Source organism: Microbispora sp. CL1-1 (genome assembly GCF_012034195.1).
In the GTDB taxonomy this organism is placed as follows: Bacteria; Actinomycetota; Actinomycetes; order Streptosporangiales; family Streptosporangiaceae; genus Microbispora.
The window spans coordinates 40,295-62,473 of record NZ_JAATEK010000005.1 but is presented as its reverse complement, the minus strand read 5'-3'; the positions used below and the strand labels follow the sequence as shown (position 1 = coordinate 62,473).

Annotated in this window: 21 protein-coding genes; 14 read left to right on the top strand and 7 right to left on the bottom strand. The window is 71.6% G+C overall.

Annotated elements, in window-relative coordinates:
• Positions 1 to 245: 245 nt before the first annotated feature.
• The 5 genes from HCK04_RS08025 to HCK04_RS08005 all read right to left on the bottom strand — a co-directional run bounded on the left by HCK04_RS08025 (position 246) and on the right by HCK04_RS08005 (position 5,515).
• Positions 246 to 740: a methylated-DNA--[protein]-cysteine S-methyltransferase gene (locus tag HCK04_RS08025; protein ID WP_142646451.1), complete on the bottom strand. Its 495-nt coding sequence runs from the start codon at positions 738 to 740 to the stop codon at positions 246 to 248.
• 106 nt (positions 741 to 846) lie between these two features.
• On the bottom strand, positions 847 to 2,442 hold the full coding sequence (locus HCK04_RS08020) for an Ada metal-binding domain-containing protein (protein ID WP_142646449.1): 1,596 nt from the start codon (positions 2,440 to 2,442) through the stop codon (positions 847 to 849).
• Positions 2,443 to 2,613: 171 nt separating this feature from the next.
• Positions 2,614 to 3,552, bottom strand: a complete 939-nt coding sequence (locus HCK04_RS08015) for an NYN domain-containing protein (protein ID WP_142616576.1) — start codon at positions 3,550 to 3,552, stop codon at positions 2,614 to 2,616.
• Positions 3,553 to 3,695: 143 nt separating this feature from the next.
• A complete protein-coding gene (locus HCK04_RS08010) occupies positions 3,696 to 3,929 on the bottom strand; it encodes an acyl-CoA carboxylase epsilon subunit (RefSeq protein ID WP_142646447.1) in 234 nt (77 codons plus the stop codon).
• The gene (locus tag HCK04_RS08005; RefSeq protein WP_142646445.1) at positions 3,926 to 5,515 is read right to left on the bottom strand and encodes an acyl-CoA carboxylase subunit beta; all 1,590 of its coding nucleotides are present in this window, start codon (positions 5,513 to 5,515) and stop codon (positions 3,926 to 3,928) included. The genes HCK04_RS08010 and HCK04_RS08005 overlap by 4 nt, the downstream gene beginning before the upstream one ends.
• A 210-nt stretch (positions 5,516 to 5,725) precedes the next feature.
• Here HCK04_RS08005 and HCK04_RS08000 point away from each other — a divergent pair, with 210 nt between their 5' ends.
• From HCK04_RS08000 to HCK04_RS07990, 3 genes are all read left to right on the top strand, one after another.
• Positions 5,726 to 6,487 (top strand): ABC transporter ATP-binding protein, encoded by a 762-nt coding sequence (locus HCK04_RS08000; protein ID WP_142646443.1) that lies wholly within the window; start codon positions 5,726 to 5,728, stop codon positions 6,485 to 6,487.
• A complete protein-coding gene (locus tag HCK04_RS07995; protein ID WP_168065732.1) occupies positions 6,466 to 8,052 on the top strand; it encodes a hypothetical protein in 1,587 nt (528 codons plus the stop codon). Before HCK04_RS08000 ends, HCK04_RS07995 begins: the two co-directional genes overlap by 22 nt.
• 131 nt (positions 8,053 to 8,183) lie before the next feature.
• Positions 8,184 to 10,820, top strand: coding sequence for a phosphoenolpyruvate carboxylase (locus tag HCK04_RS07990; protein ID WP_142646441.1), 2,637 nt, complete (start codon positions 8,184 to 8,186; stop codon positions 10,818 to 10,820).
• A gap of 62 nt (positions 10,821 to 10,882) precedes the next feature.
• On the opposite strand, the gene fdhD is transcribed toward HCK04_RS07990, so the two are convergent.
• The gene (gene fdhD / locus HCK04_RS07985) at positions 10,883 to 11,782 is read right to left on the bottom strand and encodes a formate dehydrogenase accessory sulfurtransferase FdhD (RefSeq protein WP_205830000.1); all 900 of its coding nucleotides are present in this window, start codon (positions 11,780 to 11,782) and stop codon (positions 10,883 to 10,885) included.
• 165 nt (positions 11,783 to 11,947) lie between these two features.
• Between fdhD and HCK04_RS07980 the strand changes: the two genes are divergently transcribed.
• The 8 genes from HCK04_RS07980 to HCK04_RS07945 all read left to right on the top strand — a co-directional run bounded on the left by HCK04_RS07980 (position 11,948) and on the right by HCK04_RS07945 (position 18,640).
• On the top strand, positions 11,948 to 12,793 hold the full coding sequence (locus HCK04_RS07980; protein ID WP_142646437.1) for a biotin--[acetyl-CoA-carboxylase] ligase: 846 nt from the start codon (positions 11,948 to 11,950) through the stop codon (positions 12,791 to 12,793).
• A 65-nt stretch (positions 12,794 to 12,858) separates the two neighbouring features.
• Positions 12,859 to 13,371, top strand: coding sequence for a PH domain-containing protein (locus HCK04_RS07975; RefSeq protein ID WP_142646435.1), 513 nt, complete (start codon positions 12,859 to 12,861; stop codon positions 13,369 to 13,371).
• A 38-nt stretch (positions 13,372 to 13,409) separates the two neighbouring features.
• Positions 13,410 to 14,411 carry an adenylate/guanylate cyclase domain-containing protein gene (locus tag HCK04_RS07970; RefSeq protein ID WP_260617163.1) on the top strand — a complete coding sequence of 334 codons (1,002 nt, stop codon included), beginning with the start codon at positions 13,410 to 13,412 and terminating at the stop codon, positions 14,409 to 14,411.
• A 10-nt stretch (positions 14,412 to 14,421) separates the two neighbouring features.
• Complete coding sequence (locus HCK04_RS07965) at positions 14,422 to 15,507, top strand: S-(hydroxymethyl)mycothiol dehydrogenase (protein WP_142646433.1); 1,086 nt, start codon at positions 14,422 to 14,424, stop codon at positions 15,505 to 15,507.
• A 136-nt stretch (positions 15,508 to 15,643) separates the two neighbouring features.
• Complete coding sequence (locus HCK04_RS07960) at positions 15,644 to 15,823, top strand: (2Fe-2S)-binding protein (protein ID WP_142616586.1); 180 nt, start codon at positions 15,644 to 15,646, stop codon at positions 15,821 to 15,823.
• A 13-nt stretch (positions 15,824 to 15,836) separates the two neighbouring features.
• On the top strand, positions 15,837 to 16,316 hold the full coding sequence (gene bfr / locus HCK04_RS07955; RefSeq protein ID WP_142646431.1) for a bacterioferritin: 480 nt from the start codon (positions 15,837 to 15,839) through the stop codon (positions 16,314 to 16,316).
• 351 nt (positions 16,317 to 16,667) lie between these two features.
• On the top strand, positions 16,668 to 17,336 hold the full coding sequence (locus HCK04_RS07950; RefSeq protein WP_030451323.1) for a response regulator transcription factor: 669 nt from the start codon (positions 16,668 to 16,670) through the stop codon (positions 17,334 to 17,336).
• 35 nt (positions 17,337 to 17,371) lie between these two features.
• Positions 17,372 to 18,640 (top strand): ATP-binding protein, encoded by a 1,269-nt coding sequence (locus HCK04_RS07945; protein WP_168065730.1) that lies wholly within the window; start codon positions 17,372 to 17,374, stop codon positions 18,638 to 18,640.
• 4 nt (positions 18,641 to 18,644) lie between these two features.
• Here the strand turns inward: HCK04_RS07945 and HCK04_RS07940 are convergent, their stop codons facing one another.
• On the bottom strand, positions 18,645 to 19,259 hold the full coding sequence (locus HCK04_RS07940; RefSeq protein WP_221889887.1) for a GtrA family protein: 615 nt from the start codon (positions 19,257 to 19,259) through the stop codon (positions 18,645 to 18,647).
• A gap of 242 nt (positions 19,260 to 19,501) precedes the next feature.
• Here HCK04_RS07940 and HCK04_RS07935 point away from each other — a divergent pair, with 242 nt between their 5' ends.
• Genes HCK04_RS07935 through purE form a run of 3 tightly spaced genes read left to right on the top strand, consistent with a single transcriptional unit; the run spans position 19,502 to position 22,163 of the window.
• Positions 19,502 to 20,464 carry a hypothetical protein gene (locus HCK04_RS07935; RefSeq protein ID WP_142646429.1) on the top strand — a complete coding sequence of 321 codons (963 nt, stop codon included), beginning with the start codon at positions 19,502 to 19,504 and terminating at the stop codon, positions 20,462 to 20,464.
• Between the two features lie 36 nt (positions 20,465 to 20,500).
• Positions 20,501 to 21,667, top strand: coding sequence for a 5-(carboxyamino)imidazole ribonucleotide synthase (locus HCK04_RS07930; protein WP_142646427.1), 1,167 nt, complete (start codon positions 20,501 to 20,503; stop codon positions 21,665 to 21,667).
• Positions 21,660 to 22,163 carry a 5-(carboxyamino)imidazole ribonucleotide mutase gene (purE, locus tag HCK04_RS07925; RefSeq protein WP_142646425.1) on the top strand — a complete coding sequence of 168 codons (504 nt, stop codon included), beginning with the start codon at positions 21,660 to 21,662 and terminating at the stop codon, positions 22,161 to 22,163. Before HCK04_RS07930 ends, purE begins: the two co-directional genes overlap by 8 nt.
• The last annotated feature ends 16 nt before the right edge of the window (positions 22,164 to 22,179 follow it).

Genomic DNA, 22,179 nt, shown 5'->3' with positions numbered 1-22,179 from the left:
CTCGCCCCCCGGATCGGCCCGGCTCGCCCCCCGGATCGGCCCGGCTCGCCCCCTCGGATCGGCCCGGTCGGCGAACAGCCGCACCGCCCTCGCCGACGGGGCGAGGCGGAAGCCGGCGTCGCCGCTCTCGCCCGTCGCGCGCGCCCAAGGTTGGGTCGGATCAGCCCAGGTCGGATCAGGCCAGGTCGGATCAGGCCAGGTCGGATCAGGCCAGGTCAGATAAGCACAGGTCAGATAAGCACAGCTCAGGCGCGGGACTCGTGGGCGACGAGCCACTCCTTGACCGGGGTGCCGTAGTAGTAACTGCCATAACCGCCGGTCGAGGGCAGCACGCGGTGGCACGGCACGAACGGCGCGATCAGGTTCTGCGCGCAGGCCGACCCCGCGGCCCTCGCGGCCGTCCTGGGCAGCCCCGCCTTCTCCGCGAGCTGCGCGTACGACACGGTGGTCCCGGCGGGCACGGCACGCAGCGCCTCGTAAAGGCGCTGCCTCGTGGGGGTGCCGGGCTGCTCGACGGGGATGCGGTCGAGCGCGTCGATCCGCCCGGCGAGGTATTCCCGTACGGCCTCGGCCGCGTCGCCGAGATCGCCCTCCCGCAGCGGCAGCGCCCGCAGGGACGGCGAGAGCCGGGCGAACATCTCCTGGGGTTCGGCGGTGAAACCGGCCGCGACGAGCACGCCGTCGCGGGCGAGCAGAGCGAGTGGGCCCACCGGCGTGGGCACGGTCTGAGTGAGGATCATCGGAAACCTCCGAGGTGACACCCGCCTTCGGGCGGGGGAGGAGCTTGTGCGAAACCGGGGCAGGGCCAGGCGTCCGGCCGCGTTTCAGGCGGCGGAGGCATGGCCTTCAGGCGGTGGAGGCATGGCTCCACAGGTGGAGCGCGGCGTACGCGCGCCAAGGCCGCCATCGCTCGGCCTCGTCCGCGGCGATGCCGAGCCGTTCCATCGTCTTGCGCAGCACCAGGTCGCCCTCGGGCCACGCGTCCGGGTCGCGCAGCGCGCGCAGTGCGATGTACGAGGCCGTCCACGGGCCGATGCCGGGGATCTCCAGCAGCCTGGCGACGGTGTCGGCCGGGTCGTCCGCGCCGTCGAGGTCGATCGCGCCGGAGGCCACCGCCTCGGCGAGCGCCCTGATCGTGGCGACCCTGCGGGTGGTGAGCCCAAGGCCGTCCAGGTCGGCGGCGGCGAGCCGGTCGGCCGTGGGGAAGAGCAATGGCACCTGGCCCGCCGCGAGCGGCTCCGTTTCGTGCGCGCCCACGGCGGCGGCTTCCACGCCGCGCACTTTCACCGTGGCGGCCTCGAGTTCCCGTGCCCCTGACCCGGCCGCGACGGCGAGCACGTCGGTCCCGTCCGCGGCGGCGTCCCCCGTCGCCGGGACGGCGGGCAGCCCGGCCCGGGCGGCGATGCGGCCCAGCAGGGTGCGGGCACCGGCCACCGAGATCTGCTGCCCGACGACCGCCCGCACCGCCGCCTCGAACCCGTCGTACGCTCCCGGAACGCGCAGCCCGGGACGGGCCGCCACCAGCGGCCCGAGCGACGTCCCGCCGAGGATCTCCCGCACCGCGCCGGGGTCGGCGTCGAGGTCGAGCAGGCGGCGGCAGCGGGCCACCAGCCGGGAGAGCCGGTGCGTCTCGGTGGTCCGCACGGTGAGCCGTACATGACCTGCGGCGGGCCGCAGCGTGATCGAGCCGCCCGGCACGGCCCGCGTGTAGGCCGTGACGTCGTCGCCCGACCGGCAGACCGCCTCCACCGAGGGAATCGCGCGGGCGGCCAGGAACCGCAGCACCGACTGCGCGTCGTAGGGCTCCCGGTGGCCGAGCCGAAGGGTCAGCCCGGTCGTGAGGGCGACCGGGCTCCCCTTCTCGTGCATCGGCCCGTTGGTCTTGCGCAGCTCACCCGGCGCGAAGCCGTACGACTCCTTCATGGCCGCGTTGAACTGGCGGACGCTGCCGAACCCGGCGGCGAACGCGACGTCGGCCATCGGCAGGGTGGTCTCGGTGAGCAGTTGCTTGGCGAGCAGCAGCCGCCGGGTGCGGGCGACGGCGAGCGGCCCGGTGCCGAGTTCGGCGGCGAACAGGCGGTGCAGGTGCCGTTCGGTCACGTGCAGGCGGCGGGCCAGCCCGGCGACGCCGGTCTCGTCGGCCACCCCGTCGTCGATCAGCCGCAGCGCGCGTCCGACGAGGTCGGCGCGGACGTCCCAGCCGGGGTCGCCGGGGCTGAGCTCCGGACGGCAGCGGCGGCAGGGCCGGAAACCGGCGGCCTCGGCCGCGGCGGCGTGGCGATAGAAGCGGACGTTTCCCCGGGCGGGGGTGCGGGCGGGGCAGATCGGGCGGCAGTAGATGCCGGTGGTGGTGACAGCCGTGTAGAAACGCCCGTCGAAGCGGGAGTCCCGCGCGGAGACGGCGAGGTAGCACGCGTCGAAGTCGAGCTGTCGTGTGGTCACGTAGAAGACGTTATGCGCTGGCCACCGATGCGGGCTGGCGGAAATCGGACGTGACCGTGCTAACAATGCGGCCGCGCGGAGGGGGCACTCGCGCGAGACCGGGCACGGGAGATCATCCTGTGCCGGGAGTGCTCCCGCGCGAGCTCGGACGCCAGGCCGGTACGCCCGGCGTCACTTGCTGGAGATGCCGACCCCGAGGTCGAACTCACGGTAGACCCGGGCCCAGAAACCGTCGCGCAGCCATACGCGCGCCTCCGGATAGGGCCGCAGGGAGTGGCCGAGTTCCTTCTCGGCCTCGATGAGCAGCTCGGTGTCGATCACCGTGGGCAGCAGCGGTCCCGGCAGCAGATCACGGATGTTGTCCCGCCCGCGGGTCAGTATCCATTTCTGCGCCACATGTTCGCCGACCTCCTCCACACGGGGCCGGCCCGGGCCCAGCTTGGCGACCTGGCCGACGGGCGTCTTCGGCGGCATCGGCTTGACCGTACGGCCCGCGAAGACCTGGGCGGGAGACGGCGTGGGCGGCACGGGCACCGGCACCGGCGCGCGGGTGAAGAACGGACGCAGGAAATCGGCGCTCAATATCTCGACAGTGTCCGACTCCCACACGAGCCGCTCGGCCTGGTTCGTCCCGAACGGCGGCTCGACCCCCCACAAGTGGATGCGCACGCCGTACGCCTGCGCGGCCTCCACGGCGGGCACCATGTCCTCGTCCCCGGCGATCAGCACGGTGTCGCTCACGGCATGGTGGCGGGCGAGCGCCTCGAGATCGCTGCGGATCTGGGCGTCCACCCCTTTCTGCTGGCCACGGGCGTTCAGGTTGCCCAATCTGACCTTGACCCAGGGAAGCTGGGCGATCACACGCTGGTCCACCGTGGGCACACGATCACGGGCGGCGTCGTACCAGTAGACACGCAGCAGCTCACCCGGGATGCGTTCGAGCGCATGCTTCTGGAGCGCCTGGATCAGCTCGTCCGCGGCGACGCGGTACTCCTTACGCTCCTTGGCGCCTAAGAGAACTTCACCGGCGGCCGCGTAAAGGTAACCGACGTCCACGAGAACGGCATACTTTGCGGCAATGCCGTGTGCGCTGAAGTCCGGGATGGCCATGGTGTCCTCCTGGACTCGTCACTAGTTGATCGGCTGACTATATTCCCCCGCTTTCTAGATAGTCCCAACTCTTGAGCCAGTTGACACCCTGTTCCGGCGATGTAATCGGTCCGTAGTCGTCGCCGATCGCGCCGGACGACGTCTCACCCGCCGGGGAAGAAGGCCCGGCGCCAGGCTCCCGGCCCGCGCGGGAGTCCCACCCGCAGGTGATGTGCCGGATTCCTCCAGTTTCGCAGGCTCGTTCGCGGTGCCGCCGACCGGGCGGCGTCCGCCGCCCGCGCCGCCGACTGTGCCGCCAGCGCGGCGACGAGCGCCGCGATCTCCTCGGGGGTGGCGTCCCCCTTGACGATGCTGAGGTAGGGCTCGCGGCTGCTCACAGCGGAATGTTCCCGTGCTTCTTCGGGGGCAGCGAGGCCCGCTTGTTGCGGAGGGCGCGCAGCGCGCGGACGACCTGGGCCCGGGTGTCCGAAGGCCGGATGACCGCGTCCACATAGCCGCGCTCGGCCGCGAGATACGGATTCGCCAGCGTGTCCTCATATTCGCTGATGAAACGGGCCCGCGCGGCGTCCGGGTCGTCGGCCGCGGCCAGCTCGCGCCGATAAAGGATGTTGACCGCGCCCTGGGCTCCCATGACGGCGATCTGGGCGGTGGGCCAGGCCAGGTTGATGTCCGCGCCGAGGTGCTTGGACCCCATGACGTCGTACGCCCCGCCGTACGCCTTGCGGGTGATGACGGTGACCAGCGGGACGGTCGCCTCGGCGTAGGCGTAGAGGAGCTTGGCGCCGCGCCGGATGATGCCGTTCCACTCCTGATCGGTGCCGGGGAGGAAGCCCGGCACGTCGACGAAGGTCAGCACCGGGATGTTGAAGGCGTCGCAGGTGCGCACGAACCGGGCGGCCTTCTCGGAGGCGGCGATGTCGAGCGTGCCGGCGAAGCTCATCGGCTGGTTGGCGACGACGCCCACCGACCGCCCCTCGACCCGGCCGAAGCCGACGATGATGTTCGGCGCGAAGCCCGCGTGGATCTCCAGGAACTCGCCGTCGTCGAGGACGTGCTCGATGACCGTGTGCATGTCGTACGGCTGGTTGGCCGAGTCGGGGACCAGCGTGTCGAGCTCGCGGTCCTCGTCGGTCGTCTCCAGGTCCGCCTCGACGTCGAAGGCGGGCGGGTCGTCCATGTTGTTGGACGGCAGATAGGACAGCAGCGCTTTGGCGAAGTCGAGGCAGTCCTGCTCGTCGGACGCCTCGTAGTGGGCGACGCCGGAGCGGGAGTTGTGCGTGTGCGCGCCGCCCAGCTCCTCGAACGTCACCTCCTCGCCGGTGACGGTCTTGATGACGTCGGGCCCGGTGATGAACATGTGCGACTTCTCCTGCACCATCAGGACGAAGTCGGTCAGTGCGGGGGAATACACGGCGCCGCCCGCGCACGGGCCCATGATCAGCGAGATCTGCGGGACCACGCCGGAGGCGTGCACGTTGCGCTTGAAGATCTCGGCGTACAGGCCGAGGGAGACCACGCCCTCCTGGATGCGCGCCCCGCCCGAGTCGTTGATGCCGATCACCGGGCAGCCGGTCTTGAGCGCGTGGTCCATGACCTTGACGATCTTCTCGCCGAAGACCTCGCCGAGCGACCCGCCGAACACGGTGAAGTCCTGCGCGAACACCGCGACCGGCCGGCCGTCCACCGTGCCGTAGCCGGTCACGACCCCGTCGCCGTACGGGCGCTCGCGGTCGAGGCCGAACGCGGTGGCCCGGTGCCTGGCCAGCTCGTCGAACTCCACGAAGGAGCCCTCGTCGAGGAAGGCCGCCAGCCGCTCGCGGGCCGTCATCTTGCCCTTGGCGTGCTGTTTCTCCACCGCCCGCTGGGAGCCCGCGTGGGCCGCCTCGCTCCGGCGCCGTTCCAGATCGGCGATCTTGCCGGCGGTGGTGTGGATGTCGATCTCGGGGACGCGTTCGGCGCTCATCGCCCGCTCACCGTTCCTCGTGTGCTCAGCGGCCCTCGGGTCCCGAACGCCGCTCCGGGTCGCGTCGAATCCATGCCCGACAGGTTAACCAGAGCGGCATCGCGCGGTCGCTCCGGGTCGCGCGCAATGGGATCTACGGATGCCCCGCAGGAACGCGCCCCGTGCGCCGTTCGTTCGTCTTTACGACGGCTTTATACGACTGGGGGCTCCATGACGGATGCCGTAAGGACGCAGGGATTGTTCAAGCGCTTCGGGCAGCAGGTGGCGGTCGGCGGTGTCGATCTGGTCGTCCCGAGGGGCAGCTTCGCCGGGCTGGTCGGCCCCAACGGCGCGGGCAAGACGACCACGCTGAGCATGGTCACGGGGCTGCTGCGCCCCGATGGCGGGCGGATCGAGATCGACGGCCACGACGTGTGGGCCGACCCGGTCGGCGTCAAGGCGCGCATCGGCGTGCTGCCCGAGGGCCTGCGGCTGTTCGAACGGCTGTCCGGCCGCGAACTGCTGATGTACTGCGGCCAGTTGCGCGGCATCCCCATCGACGAGGTCGGAAAGCGCGCCGACGAGCTGCTCAGGGTCATGGACCTGGTCGAGGCACAGGACAAGCTGGTGGTCGACTACTCCACCGGCATGCGCAAGAAGATCGGCCTCGCGGCGGCGCTGCTGCACAACCCGGGCGTGCTGTTCCTCGACGAGCCGTTCGAGGGCGTCGATCCCGTCTCCGCCAACACGCTGACCGAGGTGCTGCGCAGATATGTCGCCTCGGGCTCCACCGTCGTCTTCTCCAGCCACGTGATGGATCTGGTCGAGCGGCTGTGCGACTGGGTGTCGGTGATGAACCGCGGGTTCGTCGTCGCGCAGGGCCCGCTCGACGACGTACGGCAGGGCCGCACGCTCAACGAGGCCTTCCTCGATCTCGTCGGCGTGCGCGGCAACGGGGAGGAGGGCCTGTCGTGGCTGGGCTCGCCGGCATGACCTGGCTGTTCGTCCGGCTCAAGCTCAGCCTGGTGCGCGGGGGCCTGCGCGGCGACGCCGGCAGGCAGGCCGGCTTCGCCTTCTCCATGGTCGTCGCGCTTGTCGCGGCCGTCGCCGGTTTCGCCCTGGTGTCCCTCATCCGGTCCGCGCCGTCCGACATCGCCCTCGACCTCGTGGCGACGGCGTTCGCGATCTTCGCCATCGGGTGGGTCATCGTGCCGCTGACGGCGTTCGGCCTGGACGAGACGCTCGACCCGGCCCGGCTGGCCCTGTTTCCGCTGACCACCCGGCAGCTCGCGACCGGCATGCTGGCAGCGTCGGCGACCGGGCCGTGGCCGATCGCCTCGCTGATCGCGCTGTCCGGCGGCGTGGTCGCGCTCGCCCACGGTCCTGGCGGGGTGCTGCTCGGGGTGCCCGCGGTGATCCTCGTGTTCGCCTTCTGCCTCACCACGTCGCGCCTGGTGACCACCGGGCTGTCCGGCCTGCTGCGCACCCGCAGGGGACGCGATCTGCTGGCGGTCGCCGCCATCTTCGTGGTGCTGCTCGTCCAGGTGCCGAACCTGCTGGTCAACCGCGGCCTGTCCGGCGACCCCACGCGGATGCTGGCGTCGGTGGGCGACGCCCTGCGCTGGACGCCGCCGGGGCTGGCCGCGCACGCGATCGCCGACGGGGGCCTCATCGGCGTCGCCGAGCTGATCGTCGTCGCGATGTCGGTCGTCGTGCTGGGATGGCTGTGGGTCGCCGCGCTGCGGCACGCGCTGGTGCGGCCCGACGCCTCCAGCCAGGGCGGCGGCTCCGTCCGGAGGTCGGGCCGGATCTCGATCGGCCGGTTCCTGCCCGGCGGCATGCTCGGCGCGGTCGTCCTGAAGGAACTGAAGTACGCCGCGCGGGAGCCCCGGGGCCGGGTGAACTGGATCATGGCGCTGTGCGTCACCGTGATCGTCACGCTCTCCCTGCGCGGTGGGGACGGCGAGGCCGGCCTTGGTTCGGTGATCGGGCCCGCCTGCCTGGCGGCCGTCATGATCGGGTTGCAGGCGGGCAACTCCTTCGGCATCGACGGCAGGTCGCTGTGGATGAACGCCGTGGCGTTCTCCACCCCGCGCGACCTGCGTACCGACCTGGCCGGGCGGCACCTGGCCATGGCGGTCATCGGGGTGCCGCTGCTGCTCGCGGTGTCATTGTTCGCCGGCGTGGTGGGAGGAGGCGACGCCGCCTGGGCTCTCGCCGCCGTTCCTGTCGCCTGGGGCGTGCTCGGCGTCACCATGGGCGTCGGCGCGATCACCAGTGTGACCGCGCCCTACACCTACCCCGACCGCCTGAACGCCTTCAGCGGCGCCGCTCCCGGGCAGGGCGGGCAGGCGTTCGCGGCCTCCTTCGCCACGATGGTCGTCACCGGCGTGCTCACGCTGCCGGTCGTGCTGCCGGTCCTGTTGGGCCTGACCTGGTGGGCCGTGTTCGCCGTGCCGTACGGCGTGGCGGCCGCGTGGGCGGGACGCCGGATCGCCGCCGGTGTCGGCTTCGCCCGCCTCCCCGAGCTCCTCGCCGCCGTCTCCCGCCCCACCTGACCGTGCTCTCTTGCCGCGTCTCCGCGCGGAGGCGTTGTCCTGCTTCCGCGCGGGGGTGCGTTTTGAGTGGTCTAGTCCAATTGGTGAGACCGCCCTCGGGCTGCCGAGCGCGATTCGCTAGCCTTCGAAGCATGGCCGCCATCGCTCCTGCCGAACGTCACAACGCCGTAGCGGAGATGCCGGACGAACTCCGCGCTGACGTGCGCCTATTGGGTGGATTACTGGGACAGGTGATCGCCGAACACGGCGGTCCCGAGCTTCTCGCCGACGTGGAACGGCTCAGGAAGGCCGTGATCGCGGCCCGCCGCCGGGAGACGACGGCGGACGAGGTCGCGGCACTGGTGGCCGAATGGCCGGTAGACCGCGCCGTGCAGATCGCCCGCGCCTTCACCTGCTACTTCCATCTCGCCAACCTCGCCGAGGAGCACTACCGCATCCGCATCCTGCGGCAGCGCGACAGGGACGACGTGCCGCTGCGCGAGTCCCTCGCGGAGGCCGTGCAGCGGCTGCGCGGGGACGACCGGCTCCAGGACCTGATCGACGGGCTGGAGTTCCGGCCCGTGCTGACCGCCCACCCCACGGAGGCGCGGCGGCGGGCGATCGTCACCGCCATCCAGCGGATCAGCGCCCAGCTCGACGCCTACAACGCCCCCGGACGCGGCGCCGCCGAGCGGGAGGAGGCCCACCGGCGGCTGCTCGAGGAGATCGACATCCTGTGGAGGACCGCCCAGCTCCGCCACACCAGGCTCGACCCGCTCGACGAGGTTCGTACGGCGATGGCGGCGTTCGACGAGACGCTGTTCCGCACGGTGCCGCAGATCTACCGCTCGCTCGACGCGGCGCTCGGCCCCGGCACGGGGACGCGGGAGCCGCTGGCCAAGGCGTACATCCGCTATGGAAGCTGGATCGGCGGCGACCGCGACGGCAACCCCAACGTCACCGCCAAGGTGACCAGGGAGGCCATCCAGATCCAGGCCGAGCACGTGCTGATCGCGCTGGAGAACGCCACCACCCGGATCGGCAGGTCGCTCACCCTCGCCAGCGCCTACACGCCGCCGTCCGCCGAGCTGCGGTCCGCGCTCGCGCAGGCCGAGGACGATCACCCCGACCTGGTGTCGGAGATGGCCACCCGGTCGCCGCGCGAGCCGCACCGCCAGTGGCTGATGTTCGTGGCGGCCAGGATCGCCGCGACCCGCCGCCGCGACCTCGACCTCGCCTACCGCGCGCCCGCCGAGCTGCTGGCCGACCTGCGGCTCGCGCAGGACTCCCTGCGCGGGGCCGGCGCGGTACGGCAGGCGTACGGCGAGCTGCAGCACCTGATCTGGCAGGTCGAGACGTTCGGCTTCCACCTGGCCGAGCTGGAGGTGCGCCAGCACTCGGCGGTGCACGCGGCGGCGCTCAAGGAGATCGCCTCCGGCACGCTGTCGGAGCGCACCGAGGAGGTCCTGGCCACGATCCGGGTGATCGGGTGGATCCAGGAGCGCTTCGGCGTGGCCGCCTGCTCCCGCTATGTCGTGTCGTTCACCCGCTCCGCCGACGACATCGCGGCCGTCTACGAGCTGGCCAGGCACGCCCTGGGCGACCGCGCCCCGGTGCTCGACGTGGTCCCGCTGTTCGAGTCGGGTGAGGACCTCGACAACTCCACCGTCGTGCTGGAGGGCATGGTCAAGCTGGAGCCCGTACGCCGGCGGCTCGCCGACAACGGGCGGCGCATGGAGGTCATGCTCGGCTACTCCGACTCGGCCAAGGAGCTCGGCCCGGCGGCGGCCACGCTGCGCCTTTACGACGCGCAGGCGGCGCTGACCGCCTGGGCCGCGGCCAACGACGTCAGGCTCACGCTCTTCCACGGCCGGGGCGGCGCGCTCGGCCGGGGCGGCGGCCCGGCCAACCGGGCGGTGCTCGCCCAGGCCCCGGGATCGGTCGCCGGCCGGTTCAAGGTCACCGAGCAGGGCGAGGTCATCTTCGCGCGCTACGGCCACTCGGCGATCGCCAAGCGGCACATCGAGCAGGTCACCAACGCCGTGCTGCTCGCGTCCACCTCGGCGGTGGAGTCGAGCACGGCCGCGGCGGCGGCGAAGTTCCGCCGGATGGCCGAGACCGTGGCCGGCGCCTCCGAGCGCGCCTATCGGGCGCTGACCGAGGCACCGGGCTTCCCCGAATGGTTCGCGCTGGTCAGCCCGCTTGAGGAGATCGGCTCGCTGCGGCTCGGCTCCCGTCCCGCGCGGCGCGGCCTCGGCGCGCCCCGCTCGCTCGACGACCTGCGGGCCATCCCGTGGGTGTTCGCCTGGGCCCAGACGCGGGTCAACCTCCCCGGCTGGTACGGCCTGGGCAGCGGCCTGGCCGCCGTGGTCACCGACGGCGGGATGGCCGAACTGCGCTCGGCCTACAAGGAGTGGCCGCTGTTCGCCTCGATGCTCGACAACGCGGAGATGTCGCTGGCCAAGACCGACCGCTCGATCGCGTCCCGCTATCTGGCCCTGGGCGGCCGCAGCGACTTCGCCGAGCAGGTCCTGGAGGAGTACGACCTGACGAGGCGGCTGGTGCTCGAAGTGACCGGCCACGCCCGCCTGCTGGAGAACCGGCGCGTGCTGTCGCGGGCCGTGCAGCTCCGCGACCCCTACGTGGACGCGCTCAGCCACCTCCAGCTCCGGGCGCTGTCGGCGCTGCGGGCGCCGGGCGACCTTTCGGAGGAGGAGCGCGAGCGCCTGTCCACGCTGCTGCTGCTCAGCGTGAACGGCGTCGCGGCCGGCCTGCAGAACACGGGCTGACGACGGCCCGCCTGAGCCGGTGGTCGCGCGCGGCGACGCCCGCGACCACCGGCACAGGCGGCTCAGGCGGTCTCGGCCTGCTCGGCCTCGATCCGCCCGACCTCGATCCGATCCGGGCAGGCGTAGATGTTGAAGCGCTCCTCGCGCAGGAAGCCCACGAGCGTGACGCCGAACTCGCGCGCCAGATCGACGGCGAGCGAGGAGGGCGCGGACACGGCGCACACGATCTGGATCCCGGCGCTCGCGGCCTTCTGCATGATCTCGTAGCCGACCCGGCCGCTGACCAGCAGCACGTGCCGGTCGAGCGGGGTCCGGCCGCCGAGCATCGCCCAGCCGACCAGCTTGTCGACGGCGTTGTGCCGTCCCACGTCCTCCCGCACGGCCAGCGGCGTGCCGTCGGGCGTGAACAGCCCGGCGGCGTGCAGCCCGCCCGTCCTGCCGAACACCCCCTGGGCCTCCCGCAGCCGGTCGGGCAGGCCGTACAGGGTCGTGGCGGACACGGCGACCGGCGTGCGCGCGGCAGGCACGGCGCAGCGGTCGCGCAGGGCGTCGAGGCTCGCCGTGCCGCAGACGCCGCACGCGCTCGACGTCAGGAAGTTGCGCGCCGCCGCGCCGAGGTCGGGGAGCCGGGTGGCGGTGAGCCGCACCGTCACGGTGTTGTAGCGCGCCTCGGGGTCCAGGTCCTCGTCGGTGCAGTAGCCGATGGCGGCGATGTCGCCGGGGCCTGCGATGCCCTCGCCGTGCAGGAACCCCGCCGCGAGCTCGAAGTCCGCGCCCGGCGTCCGCATCGTGATCGCCACCGTACGGCTCTCGCCTCCGGCAAGCAGCCGGATCTCCAGCGGTTCCTCCGTGGCCAGGTCGTCACGCCGGTCGCGTACGGCCGATCCGGACACCCTCCGGACGCGTGACCGGGTGACGGGCCCCAGACGGGCAGTGGGCCGCGCCGCGCCGTCCGATTCCATCTGTCTTCCTCCTTGGCGGCATGGCTGCTGATCCATCCCGTACGCAGCCTGCCACGCCGCCGGCCGGCCGTCGCCCGCCGGGTGGGCCCGGGATGCCCGGCAAGCGTGGTTCCAGCGGACGGACGGCGCGGCGGGGGCGGGTCCGCGGGCCGATAGCCTGGGGGCGTGCCCGACTCGCCGTACGCCGATCTCGACCGGCCTCCGCTGTCCGAGACCGCGCTGACCAGGGCGCTGGTGCGCCCGGGCTCGCTGTGGTCGTCCATCCGCGTGGTCGAGCGGACCGGCTCCACCAACGCCGACCTGGCCAGGACCGTGCGCGACGACCCGGCCGAGGGCGCCGTGCTCGTCGCGGAAGTGCAGTCCGCCGGGCGGGGCAGGCTGGGCCGCACGTGGAGCGCGCCGCCGCGCTCCGGGCTGACGTTCTCGATGCTGCTGCGGCCGGAGGTGCCGCTCGCCCGGCAGGGCTGGCTGGCGCTGCTGGTCGGCCTCGCCGCCGCCTCGGCCGTACGGCGGATCGCGGAGATCGACGTGCGGCTCAAGTGGCCCAACGACCTCATGGTGGGAGAGCGCAAGCTCGCCGGGATCCTGGCCGAGCGGGTGGACCGCATGGTGGTCATCGGCATGGGGCTCAACGTCTCGCTGCGGCCGGAGGAGCTGCCCGTGGAGCGGGCCACGTCCCTCGCCGTCGAGAACGCCGTCTGCACCGACCGCGACCCGCTGCTGCGCGCGATCCTGCGGGAGATCGAGTCGCACTACCGGGAGTGGACGGTCGCCGGCGGCGACCCGGACACCTCGGGCCTGCGTGCCGCCTACCTCGCCTGGTCGTCCACCGTGGGCCAGGAGGTCAGGGTCGAGCTGCCCGGCGACCGGGTGCTGACCGGCCTGGCGACCGGCGTCGACGCGTCCGGTCACCTGGTCGTGCGCGCCCAGGACGGAGAGCACACGCTCAGCGCGGGCGACGTCGTCCACGTGCGCCGGTCGCCGGAGACCGGGCCGCCCGTCTCCGAATGATCGGAGCCGCCGGGCGATCGGGCGAACACATGCAATCGACCGGCGATCGTGTCACGATTTGCGCCATGGGTCTCCCCGATCAATATCTGGCCGACGGCGAGCGGGTCGTTCTGTCGTTCCATCCGCACTGGAAGCGGCTGATCCTTCCGTTCCTCGCCCTCATCGTCGTGCTGGCCGCCGCCGTCGCGGCCTTCATCTTCATCCCCGGCGACTACGAATACGCGGGATACGCCCGCGGCGCGGTGGCCGTCGTCGCCTTCGTCGCGCTGGTCCTGTGGACGATCATCCCCTACCTGCGCTGGGTCACGACGTCGTACACGCTGACCTCGCACCGCTTCGCGATCAGCATCGGAGTGCTGAACAAGTCGGAGGACGACATCCCGCTGGCCAAGGTGAGCAGCGTGAGCTCCGACCAGCGGCTCATCGAGCGGATCCTCGGATGCGGCACGCTCCGGGTCGAGTCGGCCTCGGAGAAGGGCGACATCGACTACCGCGACATCCCCCAGATCCAGCGGGTGCGGCACGAGCTGTTCCGGCTGGTGGAGGACGCCGCGGACGGGAACATCGACGGGGAATGAACGCGGCGCGGCCTGCGCGCCGCGCGGGGGAGGGGGACGTGGACACTAGCGGGCGGCCAGGCGCCGACGACATGCGGCGGCTGTTCCTGGGGCAGGCACCGGCCTACACCCGGAGGCAGGTCGCCGAGGCGGCCGGCATCCCGCAGGACCTGGCGGCGCGGATCTGGCGGGCCCTCGGCTTCGCCACGTTCTCCGACGACGCCGTGGCGTTCACCGAGGCCGACCTGGAGTCCCTGCGCCGCATCCGCGACCTGATCGACACGGAGACGCTCGACGAGCGCACCGTCATCCGCATGGCCAGGGCCCTCGGCCGTACGACCGCGCGGCTCGCCCAGTGGCAGGCCGAGATCATGCTGGACGCGCTGATCCAGCCCGGCGCGAAGGCGGGGGAGGACGCGCTGCGGCAGGTGGTGGACACGGTCAGCCGCCTGCTGCCGGACTTCGAGCAGACGCTGGTGCACGTCTGGCGCTCCCAGCTCGCCGCGACCGCGAGCCGGCTGGTCTCCCTCGCCGAGCCCGGCGAGGACGTCTCGCCGACCCGGCCGAGGCTCGGGGTCGGGTTCGCCGACCTCGTCGCCTTCACCCGCGTGTCGCGGGAGCTGGACGAGCTGGCGCTGGCCGACCTGGTCGAGGGGTTCGAGTCGCGGGCCTCCGACGTGATCGCGGCGCACGACGGCCGGCTGGTCAAGACGCTCGGCGACGAGGTGCTCTTCACCGCCGCCGACCCGAGGACCGCCGCCCTCATCGCCCTCGATTTGATCGACGAGCTCAAACGCGACGCCGAGGGGCCCGACGTGCGGGTCGGGCTGGCGTACGGCCCGGTGCTCCCGGCGATGGGCGACGTCTTCGGCACGACGGTCAACCTGGCGGCCCGGCTGACGGCCATCGCCAGGCCCGGCACGATCCTGGCCGACAGCGAGCTGGCCGCAGGCCTCACCGGTGCTCCCGGCGTCGACCTGGTCAAACTCCGCCGCCGTCCCGCCCGCGGGCTCGGCGTGGTGGAGCCGTATGTTCTGAGGAGATCCACCCGAGAAAGTTGAGGTGCAGCACATGCCGTACGAAGTCCAGGGCGTGGTGGCGCGCGGCAAGGGTGAGGCGGTGACGCTGGAGACGGTCGTCGTGCCCGACCCGGGGCCCGGCGAGGCGGTCGTGAACGTGCAGGCCTGCGGGGTCTGCCACACCGACCTCCACTATCGCGAGGGCGGCATCAACGACGACTTCCCGTTCCTCCTGGGCCACGAGGCCGCGGGCGTCGTCGAGGCGGTCGGCCCTGGCGTGACCGACGTAGAGCCCGGCGACTACGTGATCCTCAACTGGCGGGCGGTGTGCGGGCAGTGCCGCGCGTGCCTGCGGGGCAGGCCGTGGTACTGCTTCGCCACCCACAACGCGGCGCAGAAGATGACGCTGGCCGACGGCACCGTGCTCAGCCCGGCGCTCGGCATCGGGGCCTTCCTGGAGAAGACCCTGGTGGCGGCCGGGCAGTGCACGAAGGTCAACCCGGCGGCCAAGCCGGCCGTCGCCGGGCTGCTCGGCTGCGGCGTGATGGCCGGTCTCGGGGCCGCGATCAACACCGGCGGCGTGACCCGGGGCGACTCGGTCGCGGTGATCGGCTGCGGCGGCGTGGGCAACGCGGCCATCGCGGGCGCCCAGCTCGCCGGCGCGACCACGATCATCGCGGTGGACGTGGACGACCGCAAGCTCGACTGGGCTCGCGGCTTCGGCGCCACGCACACGGTCAACTCCCGGGAGACCGACCCGGTGGAGGCGATCCGCGAGCTGACCGGCGGGTTCGGCGCCGACGTCGTGATCGAGGCGGTGGGCCGTCCCGAGACGTACAAGCAGGCGTTCTACGCCCGCGACCTGGCCGGGACCGTCGTGCTGGTCGGCGTGCCGACGCCGGAGATGCAGATCGAACTGCCGCTGCTCGACGTCTTCGGCCGCGGCGGCGCGCTCAAGTCCTCCTGGTATGGCGACTGCCTGCCCAGCCGTGACTTCCCCATGCTGATCGACCTCTACCTGCAGGGACGGCTCGACCTCGAGGGGTTCGTCACCGAGACCATCGGCCTCGACCAGGTCGAGGAGGCGTTCGGCAAGATGCACCGCGGGGAGGTGCTGCGCTCCGTCGTGGTGCTCTGACGCGCGCGTGAAGGGCGGCGCTTCCGCTTTGCGGAGTGCCGCCCTTTCTGTGCCATGGAACACATAGGCAAGCCTTACCAAAGTAGGTTATCTTAGGTATGCCTAACCTTCCTCAAGATCCCTGAGAGGCCGCTTCATGTACGTCTGCATCTGCCGCGCCGTCACCGAGAGCGAGGTGCACGACTGCATCGCCGACGGGGCGAGGACGGCTCGCCAGGTGCGGGACGCGACCGGTGCAGGGGGGGACTGCGCGTCCTGCGTCCGGAAGATCTGTGCGATCCTGAAACGGTCAGAGGACCTGGTCACCAGCGCATAGATCGAGGAAGCTTATGCAGGGCGACAAAGAGATCATCGCGCTGCTCAACGAGCAGCTCACCTCCGAGCTGACCGCCATCAACCAGTACTTCCTGCACGCGAAGCTACAGGAGAACTGGGGATATACGAAGCTCGCCGCGACCACGCGGGCGGAGTCCATCGACGAGATGCGGCACGCGGAGGAACTCACCGACCGGATCCTGTTCCTGGAGGGTCTGCCGAACTACCAGAAGCTGAACACCCTGCATATCGGCCAGACCGTCAGGGAGCAGCTTCAGGCCGACCTGGAGCTGGAGCTGGGCGTGGTCAAGCGCCTGCGGCCCGGCATCGCGCTCATGCGGGAGCGGGGGGACATCACCTCGGCCACGCTCTTCGAGCGCATCCTGGCCGACGAGGAGCACCACATCGACTATCTGGAAACCGAGCTGGGCCTCCTGGAGAGCCTGGGCGAACAGCTGTACCTTCAGCGGTACGCGGAACCGCCGTCCGCCTGAGCCGTGCGCTCCCGAGCCGGGCTCCCGAGCCGGGCTCCCGAGCCGGGCTCCCGAGCCGGGCTCCCGAGCCGGGCTCCCGTGGCCCGGCGCACCCCCGGCCGTCGCTCGCACGGACGGGAAATCAGATGCACAACGCCCGTCGTCATCGCTTCGACGGGCGTTTTTCACGCCATTATGCGGTTTCCAGCGACGAAGTTCGAAATGGTCGAGAATAGGATAGAAGATCGCGTCGCTTCCGTGCTGACTATCCCGGATTTATCAGTGTTTGCCCAGGTCAATTGATGGGTCAACGACAAGTCAAAAGGCGCGCTGTAGCCGGGAAACGATCGCACAAGGTCCTACGATCGCACCATGACCTGCGTACTTCTCGCCGAGGATGACACCTCGATTTCCGAGCCGCTGGCGCGAGCCCTGCGCCGGGAGGGCTATCAGGTGGAGGTGAGCCCCGATGGCCCGCAGGCCCTGGAGAGGGCCTTGTCGGGGGGCGTCGACCTGATTGTTCTCGACCTCGGCCTTCCAGAGATGGACGGGCTGGAGGTCGCGCGCCGCATTCGCGCGGAGGGACACGGGACTCCGGTCCTGATCCTCACCGCCCGTGTCGACGAAGTCGACACCGTCGTCGGTCTCGACGCCGGGGCCGATGACTACGTCACCAAGCCGTTCCGCCTGGCAGAACTGCTCGCCCGGGTGCGAGCCCTGCTCCGGCGCGGAACATCGGAGACCCCGGTGGTGCAAGGCGTCCGCATCGACGCCGACTCACGCCGGGCCTGGATGGGAGACAAGGAACTGCACCTGACCACCAAGGAGTTCGACCTGCTCCGCGTGCTCGTACGGGACGCCGGCAAGGTCGTCACCCGCGAGCAGATCATGCGCGAGGTGTGGGACACGAACTGGTGGGGGTCGACGAAGACACTGGACATGCACATCTCGTGGCTGCGCCGCAAGCTCGGAGACGACGCGGCCAAGCCGCGCTACATCACGACAGTCCGAGGGGTCGGCTTCCGTTTCGAGCGCGAGTAGCCGCCGTGGGGCGGTTGCGGGGGAGGGGCTAGCACGTGCGCCGGCGCCTGCTTTCCTCCATGCTGCTCGTCGCGGTCATCGCGGTACTGCTGTTAGGCGTGCCCCTGGGTGTCGTCGTCGTGCGCTTGATCAGCGACGAGGTCGCCCAGGAGCTCAGAACGGACGCGAGCCGGCTGCTGCTCGGAGTGGAGTACTCCCTCAGCCAGGGCCTGGAGATCAGTCCGGACCAGCTCGCGCGGAACTACCCGGACCGGTACCTCCAGGTGTACGTCCGCGGGAAACCGCCGATCGTCGTGGGCTCGCCTCCACCGGCGGGCCGCGATCTGACCGAGGAGGCGCGCTCCGAGAACGGATACGTACGCGTCAGCCGTGACGCGGCCCAGGTCCAACAGGACACCCATGCGCGGCTGGTGCTCATCATCGCGCTGGCCGTCGTGGCCCTCGGGGCCGCGATCGGACTGGCGACCGTCACCTCGCGTCGCCTGAACCTGCCGCTTCAGGATCTCACCAGGATCGCGGAGCGGCTGGGCTCGGGCGACGCGAGGCCGAGCAGGCACCGCTACGGCATCCCCGAGCTGGATCTCGTGGCCGAGGTGCTGGACCGCAGCGCGCTGCGGATCTCCGACCTGCTCGCGCGGGAGCGCGAGTTCGCGACCGACGCCTCCCACCAACTCCGTACGCCGCTGACCGGGCTGAGCATGCGCCTGGAGGAGATCGTCGCGGCGGCCGATCAGCCCGACGTGGTGCGCGAGGAGGGCGAGGCCGCGGTCGTGCAGGTCGAGCGGCTGACCGCCGTGATCGACGAGCTGCTGGCCGCCGCCCGCCGCCAGCGCCACGCCCAGGCTGCGCCGATCGACGTGGACGACGTGGTGGGCCAGCAGATCACCGAATGGGAGCCGGCGTTCCGCCGGGCCCACCGCTCGCTGGTGCTCGCGGGCGACCGCGGCCTCAGCGCGCTCGGCACGACCGGCGGGCTCAGCCAGGTGCTGTCCACCCTGCTGGAGAACTCCCTCAAGCACGGCGACGGCGTGCTGACGATCAACACATCGAGTACGGGCAGGTCTGTGGTGATCGAGGTGGCCGACGAGGGCCCGGGCATTCCGGACGCCCTCGGCCACCGGGTGTTCGAGCGGAGCGTCAGTGGGGGAGGCGGCACGGGCCTGGGGCTCACCCTCGCCCGCGCCCTGGTGGCGGCCGACGGCGGGCGGCTTGAGCTGGTCAAACGCCGCCCGGCGACGTTCGCCATCTTCTTACGCCACACCCGCGACAGCGGGCGTCATCGCGTGGTGAGCGGCCCCGCCTGACGGATCAACTGGTGGCGAGGGGGTCGGGCTGCGCCTTCACGTCCGGGTGGGGGCGCGCGTCCGAGTGGGACCGTACGTCGGGGTGGGACCGTACGTCGGGGTGGGACCGTACGTCGGGGTGGGGCAGCGCGCCCACCTTCTCGACGGCCCCCTCGGCGGGCTCCTCGGACTTCTCCGGGGCCAGCTCCGGAACGGCCAGGAACACCCACTTCTTGTAGGACCAGAAGCGGAACAGCGTGCCCAGCCCCACGCCGACGAACTGGGCGATGTTGTAGCTCACCGCGTCGTGCAGGCCCAGCGAGTAGCTCACGAAACCGATCGTGAGCAGCGGGGGCAGCAGCCCGATGCCGTTCAGCAGGAAGAACAGGACGTACTCACGCGCCAGGCCGCTCTGCTCCCGGTGACGGTAGGTCCAGAAGCGGTTGCCCGCGTACGCGAACGTGGCGGCGACGATCGTGGCCACGACCTTGGAGGACAGCGGGCCCATGCCGATGCCGAACCGCAGCAGGTTGGTGCCGCCGAAGTCGATGACGAACGCGATCGCGCCCACCAGGCCAAACTTGATCAACTCATGGATGAGCGCGGCGAACCGCTCGTAGGCGCGTCGTAGCAACTGCACGTCCCGCACGGTCCTTCCTGATCGGCGGCCACGGTCGGCGGCGAGGTCTTCTCAGGCTACCGTTCACAAGCACAAATCGGGGTCTTGCCGCAACCTTCGCCCGCTTCGTCCCAGGTCATCAAAGAACATTTCAAGAAAAATCCCGCTATCTGGGATGAGTGGCCGGTCTTCGCACTACGCTCTCGCCCGACCAGGATCACTTCGTTCGGGGACGTACGCGTTCTGGAGAGGTGGCCTCACTCGTGTTCCGCAGACTCACGGCCCTCGGTCTCGGCCTCGTCCTGCTCGCGGGGTGTGGGACCGAGGGCCTCCGCGAGACCCCCGCCGATCCGGGCGAGACGCCCCTGGCGACGGTCGAGATCACCATGGCCGACGCGCAGGAGGCCTTCGACGGCCTCGGCGACCTGGCGGACGCCTGGAAGGACCGCGACTGCGCCCAGATCCAGCAGCTCACGACCGGTGCGGAGGGCGCCATCGCGAGCGGGGTCTGCGCGGCCGCTCGGGACGGCTACGCCGCGCCCGCCTTCCAGGCCTACCACGATCCGGAGTTCCTGCTGCCCCGCCGCGAGGACGGCGAGAACGGCGCCTGGTTCGCCGTGCTGGCCCGCAAGCCCCAGCCGGCCTACTTCGTCTTCGTATGGGAGGACGGCCGATGGCGGCTCGGCGCGGGGCCGATCCTGCTCGTCGGCAAGGCGCCCGTGATGGACGGCGCGGTGCTCGACGCGGAGGCCGTTCCGGACGCGGCCGTCGCGGCGCGGCTCGCGCCCACCCGGCACGTCGCGTTCCTGACCGATCCCTCCGGGGTGGACGGCGCCGGGGTCAGCGGGGTGCGCCTCGCCTCCGGCGACCCCATGCGCCGCCTCCTCGTGGAGCTGGTCCGCGCCCCCGGCAGGGCCCGCCCCGATCGCCTGACCACCGACGTGCGCATCGAGGGACCGGCCCGCGCGCTCGCGCTGCCCGCCGGCGGGGCGCTGGTGTTCCACGCGCTGCGCGTCGTCTTCACCCAGAAGCCGGGCTCGGGCCGTTCCTCCCTCGCGCACCCCCGCTATCGGGCCGCCGACGTACGCGCCTTCACGGGCGGCGCGGCCACGACCGTCACCGGCGGCGAGATCGTGGTGCTGGCGACCAAGGTGGCGAAGGACACCACGATGACGACGATCGGCATGCGCCGGGTCCTCGCCGACATCCGCAAGGGATCCGGCTGACGGGGTTTCGCCGGGCAATAGGTAGGCTGACGTGTCGTGAACAGCCCGAACGTTCCCCCTACCGCACCCGTGACCCCGCCCGTGGTGGGCATGGTCGGCGCGGGTCAGCTGGCGAGGATGACGCAGCAGGCCGCGATCGCGCTCGGCATCGACCTGCGCGTGCTCGCGAACGACCGTGACGAGAGCGCCGCCAAGGTGATCGTGGACACCCGGCTCGGTGACTACCGCGACCTTGACGATCTCCGGGAGTTCGCGAAGGGGTGCGACGCCGTCACCTTCGACCACGAGCATGTGCCGACCGAGCACATCCGGGCCCTGGCCGCCGACGGCCTCGCCGTACACCCCGGGGCGGACGCCCTGGTCCACGCGCAGGACAAGGCGGTCATGCGGGAGCGGCTCACCGCCATCGGCGCGCCCTGCCCCGCCTGGGCCCGCGTCGACGACCTGGCCGGTGTGGAGGCGTTCGCCGAGGAGCACGGCTGGCCCGTGGTGCTGAAGGCCGTACGCGGCGGCTATGACGGCCGGGGCGTGTGGATGTGCGAGTCGCCCGACGAGGCGCGCGAGGTGCTCGCCACCGGCGTGGCCCTGATGGCCGAGGCGTTCGTCCCGTTCGAGCGTGAGGTCGCCGTGCTGGTCGCCCGGTCCTCGCACGGCCAGGGTGTCAGCTATCCCGTGGTCGAGACCGTGCAGCAGGACGGCATCTGCGTCGAGGTCATCGCGCCCGCGCCGAACCTGGGCGAGGAGGAGGCGGCGCACGCCCAGCGGATCGCGCTCACGATCGCCCGCGACCTCGGCGTGACCGGGCTCCTCGCGGTCGAGATGTTCGTCACGAAGTCGGGGCTCGTGGTCAACGAGCTGGCCATGCGCCCGCACAACAGCGGCCACTGGACGATCGAGGGCGCCCGCACCTCGCAGTTCGAGCAGCACCTGCGGGCCGTGCTCAACCTGCCGCTCGGGTCGCCGTCGATGACCGCGCCGGTCGTCGTCATGGCCAACCTGCTCGGCGGGCCCGACCCCGACGTCTACTCGCGCTATGAGCACGTGATGGCCAACGACCCGGGCATCAAGATCCATTTCTATGGCAAGGACGTCCGGCCCGGCCGCAAGATCGGGCACGTCACCGCCCTCGGCACCGACCTCGACGAGGTGCGGGCCCGCGCCCACCACGCCGTCACCTGCCTGAAGGGACCTGTGGATGCCTGACGTCGGAATCGTCATGGGCAGCGACTCGGACTGGCCGGTGATGCACCAGGCCGCCGAGGCCGTCGCCGAGTTCGGCGTGTCCTTCGAGGCCGACGTGGTGTCGGCGCACCGCATGCCCGCGGAGATGATCGAGTATGGTTCCCGCGCCGCCGGGCGCGGGCTGAAGGTGATCATCGCGGGCGCGGGCGGCGCGGCTCACCTGCCGGGCATGCTGGCCTCGGTCACCCCGCTGCCCGTGATCGGCGTTCCGGTGCCGCTCAAATATCTGGACGGCATGGACTCGCTGCTGTCGATCGTCCAGATGCCGGCCGGGGTGCCGGTGGCGACCGTCGCCGTCGGCGGTGCCCGCAACGCGGGGCTGCTCGCCGTACGGATCCTCGCGGCGTCCGACGAGGACCTGCGGCGGCGGATGGAGGAGTTCCAGGCCGCCCTGCGGGACCAGGCGCACGCCAAGGGGGAGCGGCTGCGTGCCGAGGCGGCCCAGCTCGGCCGGTAGCCCCGGCATCGGTGAG

What these genes read in the sequence shown, in the direction of transcription:
- HCK04_RS08005 (WP_142646445.1), bottom strand. Translation starts at nt 5,515, where the DNA reads ATGAGCGCCGAACGCGTCCCCGAGATCGACATCCACACCACCGCCGGC.
- HCK04_RS07960 (WP_142616586.1), top strand. Translation starts at nt 15,644, where the DNA reads ATGTACGTCTGCATCTGCCGCGCCGTCACCGAGAGCGAGGTGCACGAC.
- HCK04_RS07990 (WP_142646441.1), top strand. Translation starts at nt 8,184, where the DNA reads ATGGCCGCCATCGCTCCTGCCGAACGTCACAACGCCGTAGCGGAGATG.
- HCK04_RS08000 (WP_142646443.1), top strand. Translation starts at nt 5,726, where the DNA reads ATGACGGATGCCGTAAGGACGCAGGGATTGTTCAAGCGCTTCGGGCAG.
- HCK04_RS08015 (WP_142616576.1), bottom strand. Translation starts at nt 3,552, where the DNA reads ATGGCCATCCCGGACTTCAGCGCACACGGCATTGCCGCAAAGTATGCC.
- HCK04_RS07950 (WP_030451323.1), top strand. Translation starts at nt 16,668, where the DNA reads ATGACCTGCGTACTTCTCGCCGAGGATGACACCTCGATTTCCGAGCCG.
- fdhD (WP_205830000.1), bottom strand. Translation starts at nt 11,782, where the DNA reads ATGGAATCGGACGGCGCGGCGCGGCCCACTGCCCGTCTGGGGCCCGTC.
- HCK04_RS08025 (WP_142646451.1), bottom strand. Translation starts at nt 740, where the DNA reads ATGATCCTCACTCAGACCGTGCCCACGCCGGTGGGCCCACTCGCTCTG.
- purE (WP_142646425.1), top strand. Translation starts at nt 21,660, where the DNA reads ATGCCTGACGTCGGAATCGTCATGGGCAGCGACTCGGACTGGCCGGTG.
- HCK04_RS07975 (WP_142646435.1), top strand. Translation starts at nt 12,859, where the DNA reads ATGGGTCTCCCCGATCAATATCTGGCCGACGGCGAGCGGGTCGTTCTG.
- bfr (WP_142646431.1), top strand. Translation starts at nt 15,837, where the DNA reads ATGCAGGGCGACAAAGAGATCATCGCGCTGCTCAACGAGCAGCTCACC.
- HCK04_RS07965 (WP_142646433.1), top strand. Translation starts at nt 14,422, where the DNA reads ATGCCGTACGAAGTCCAGGGCGTGGTGGCGCGCGGCAAGGGTGAGGCG.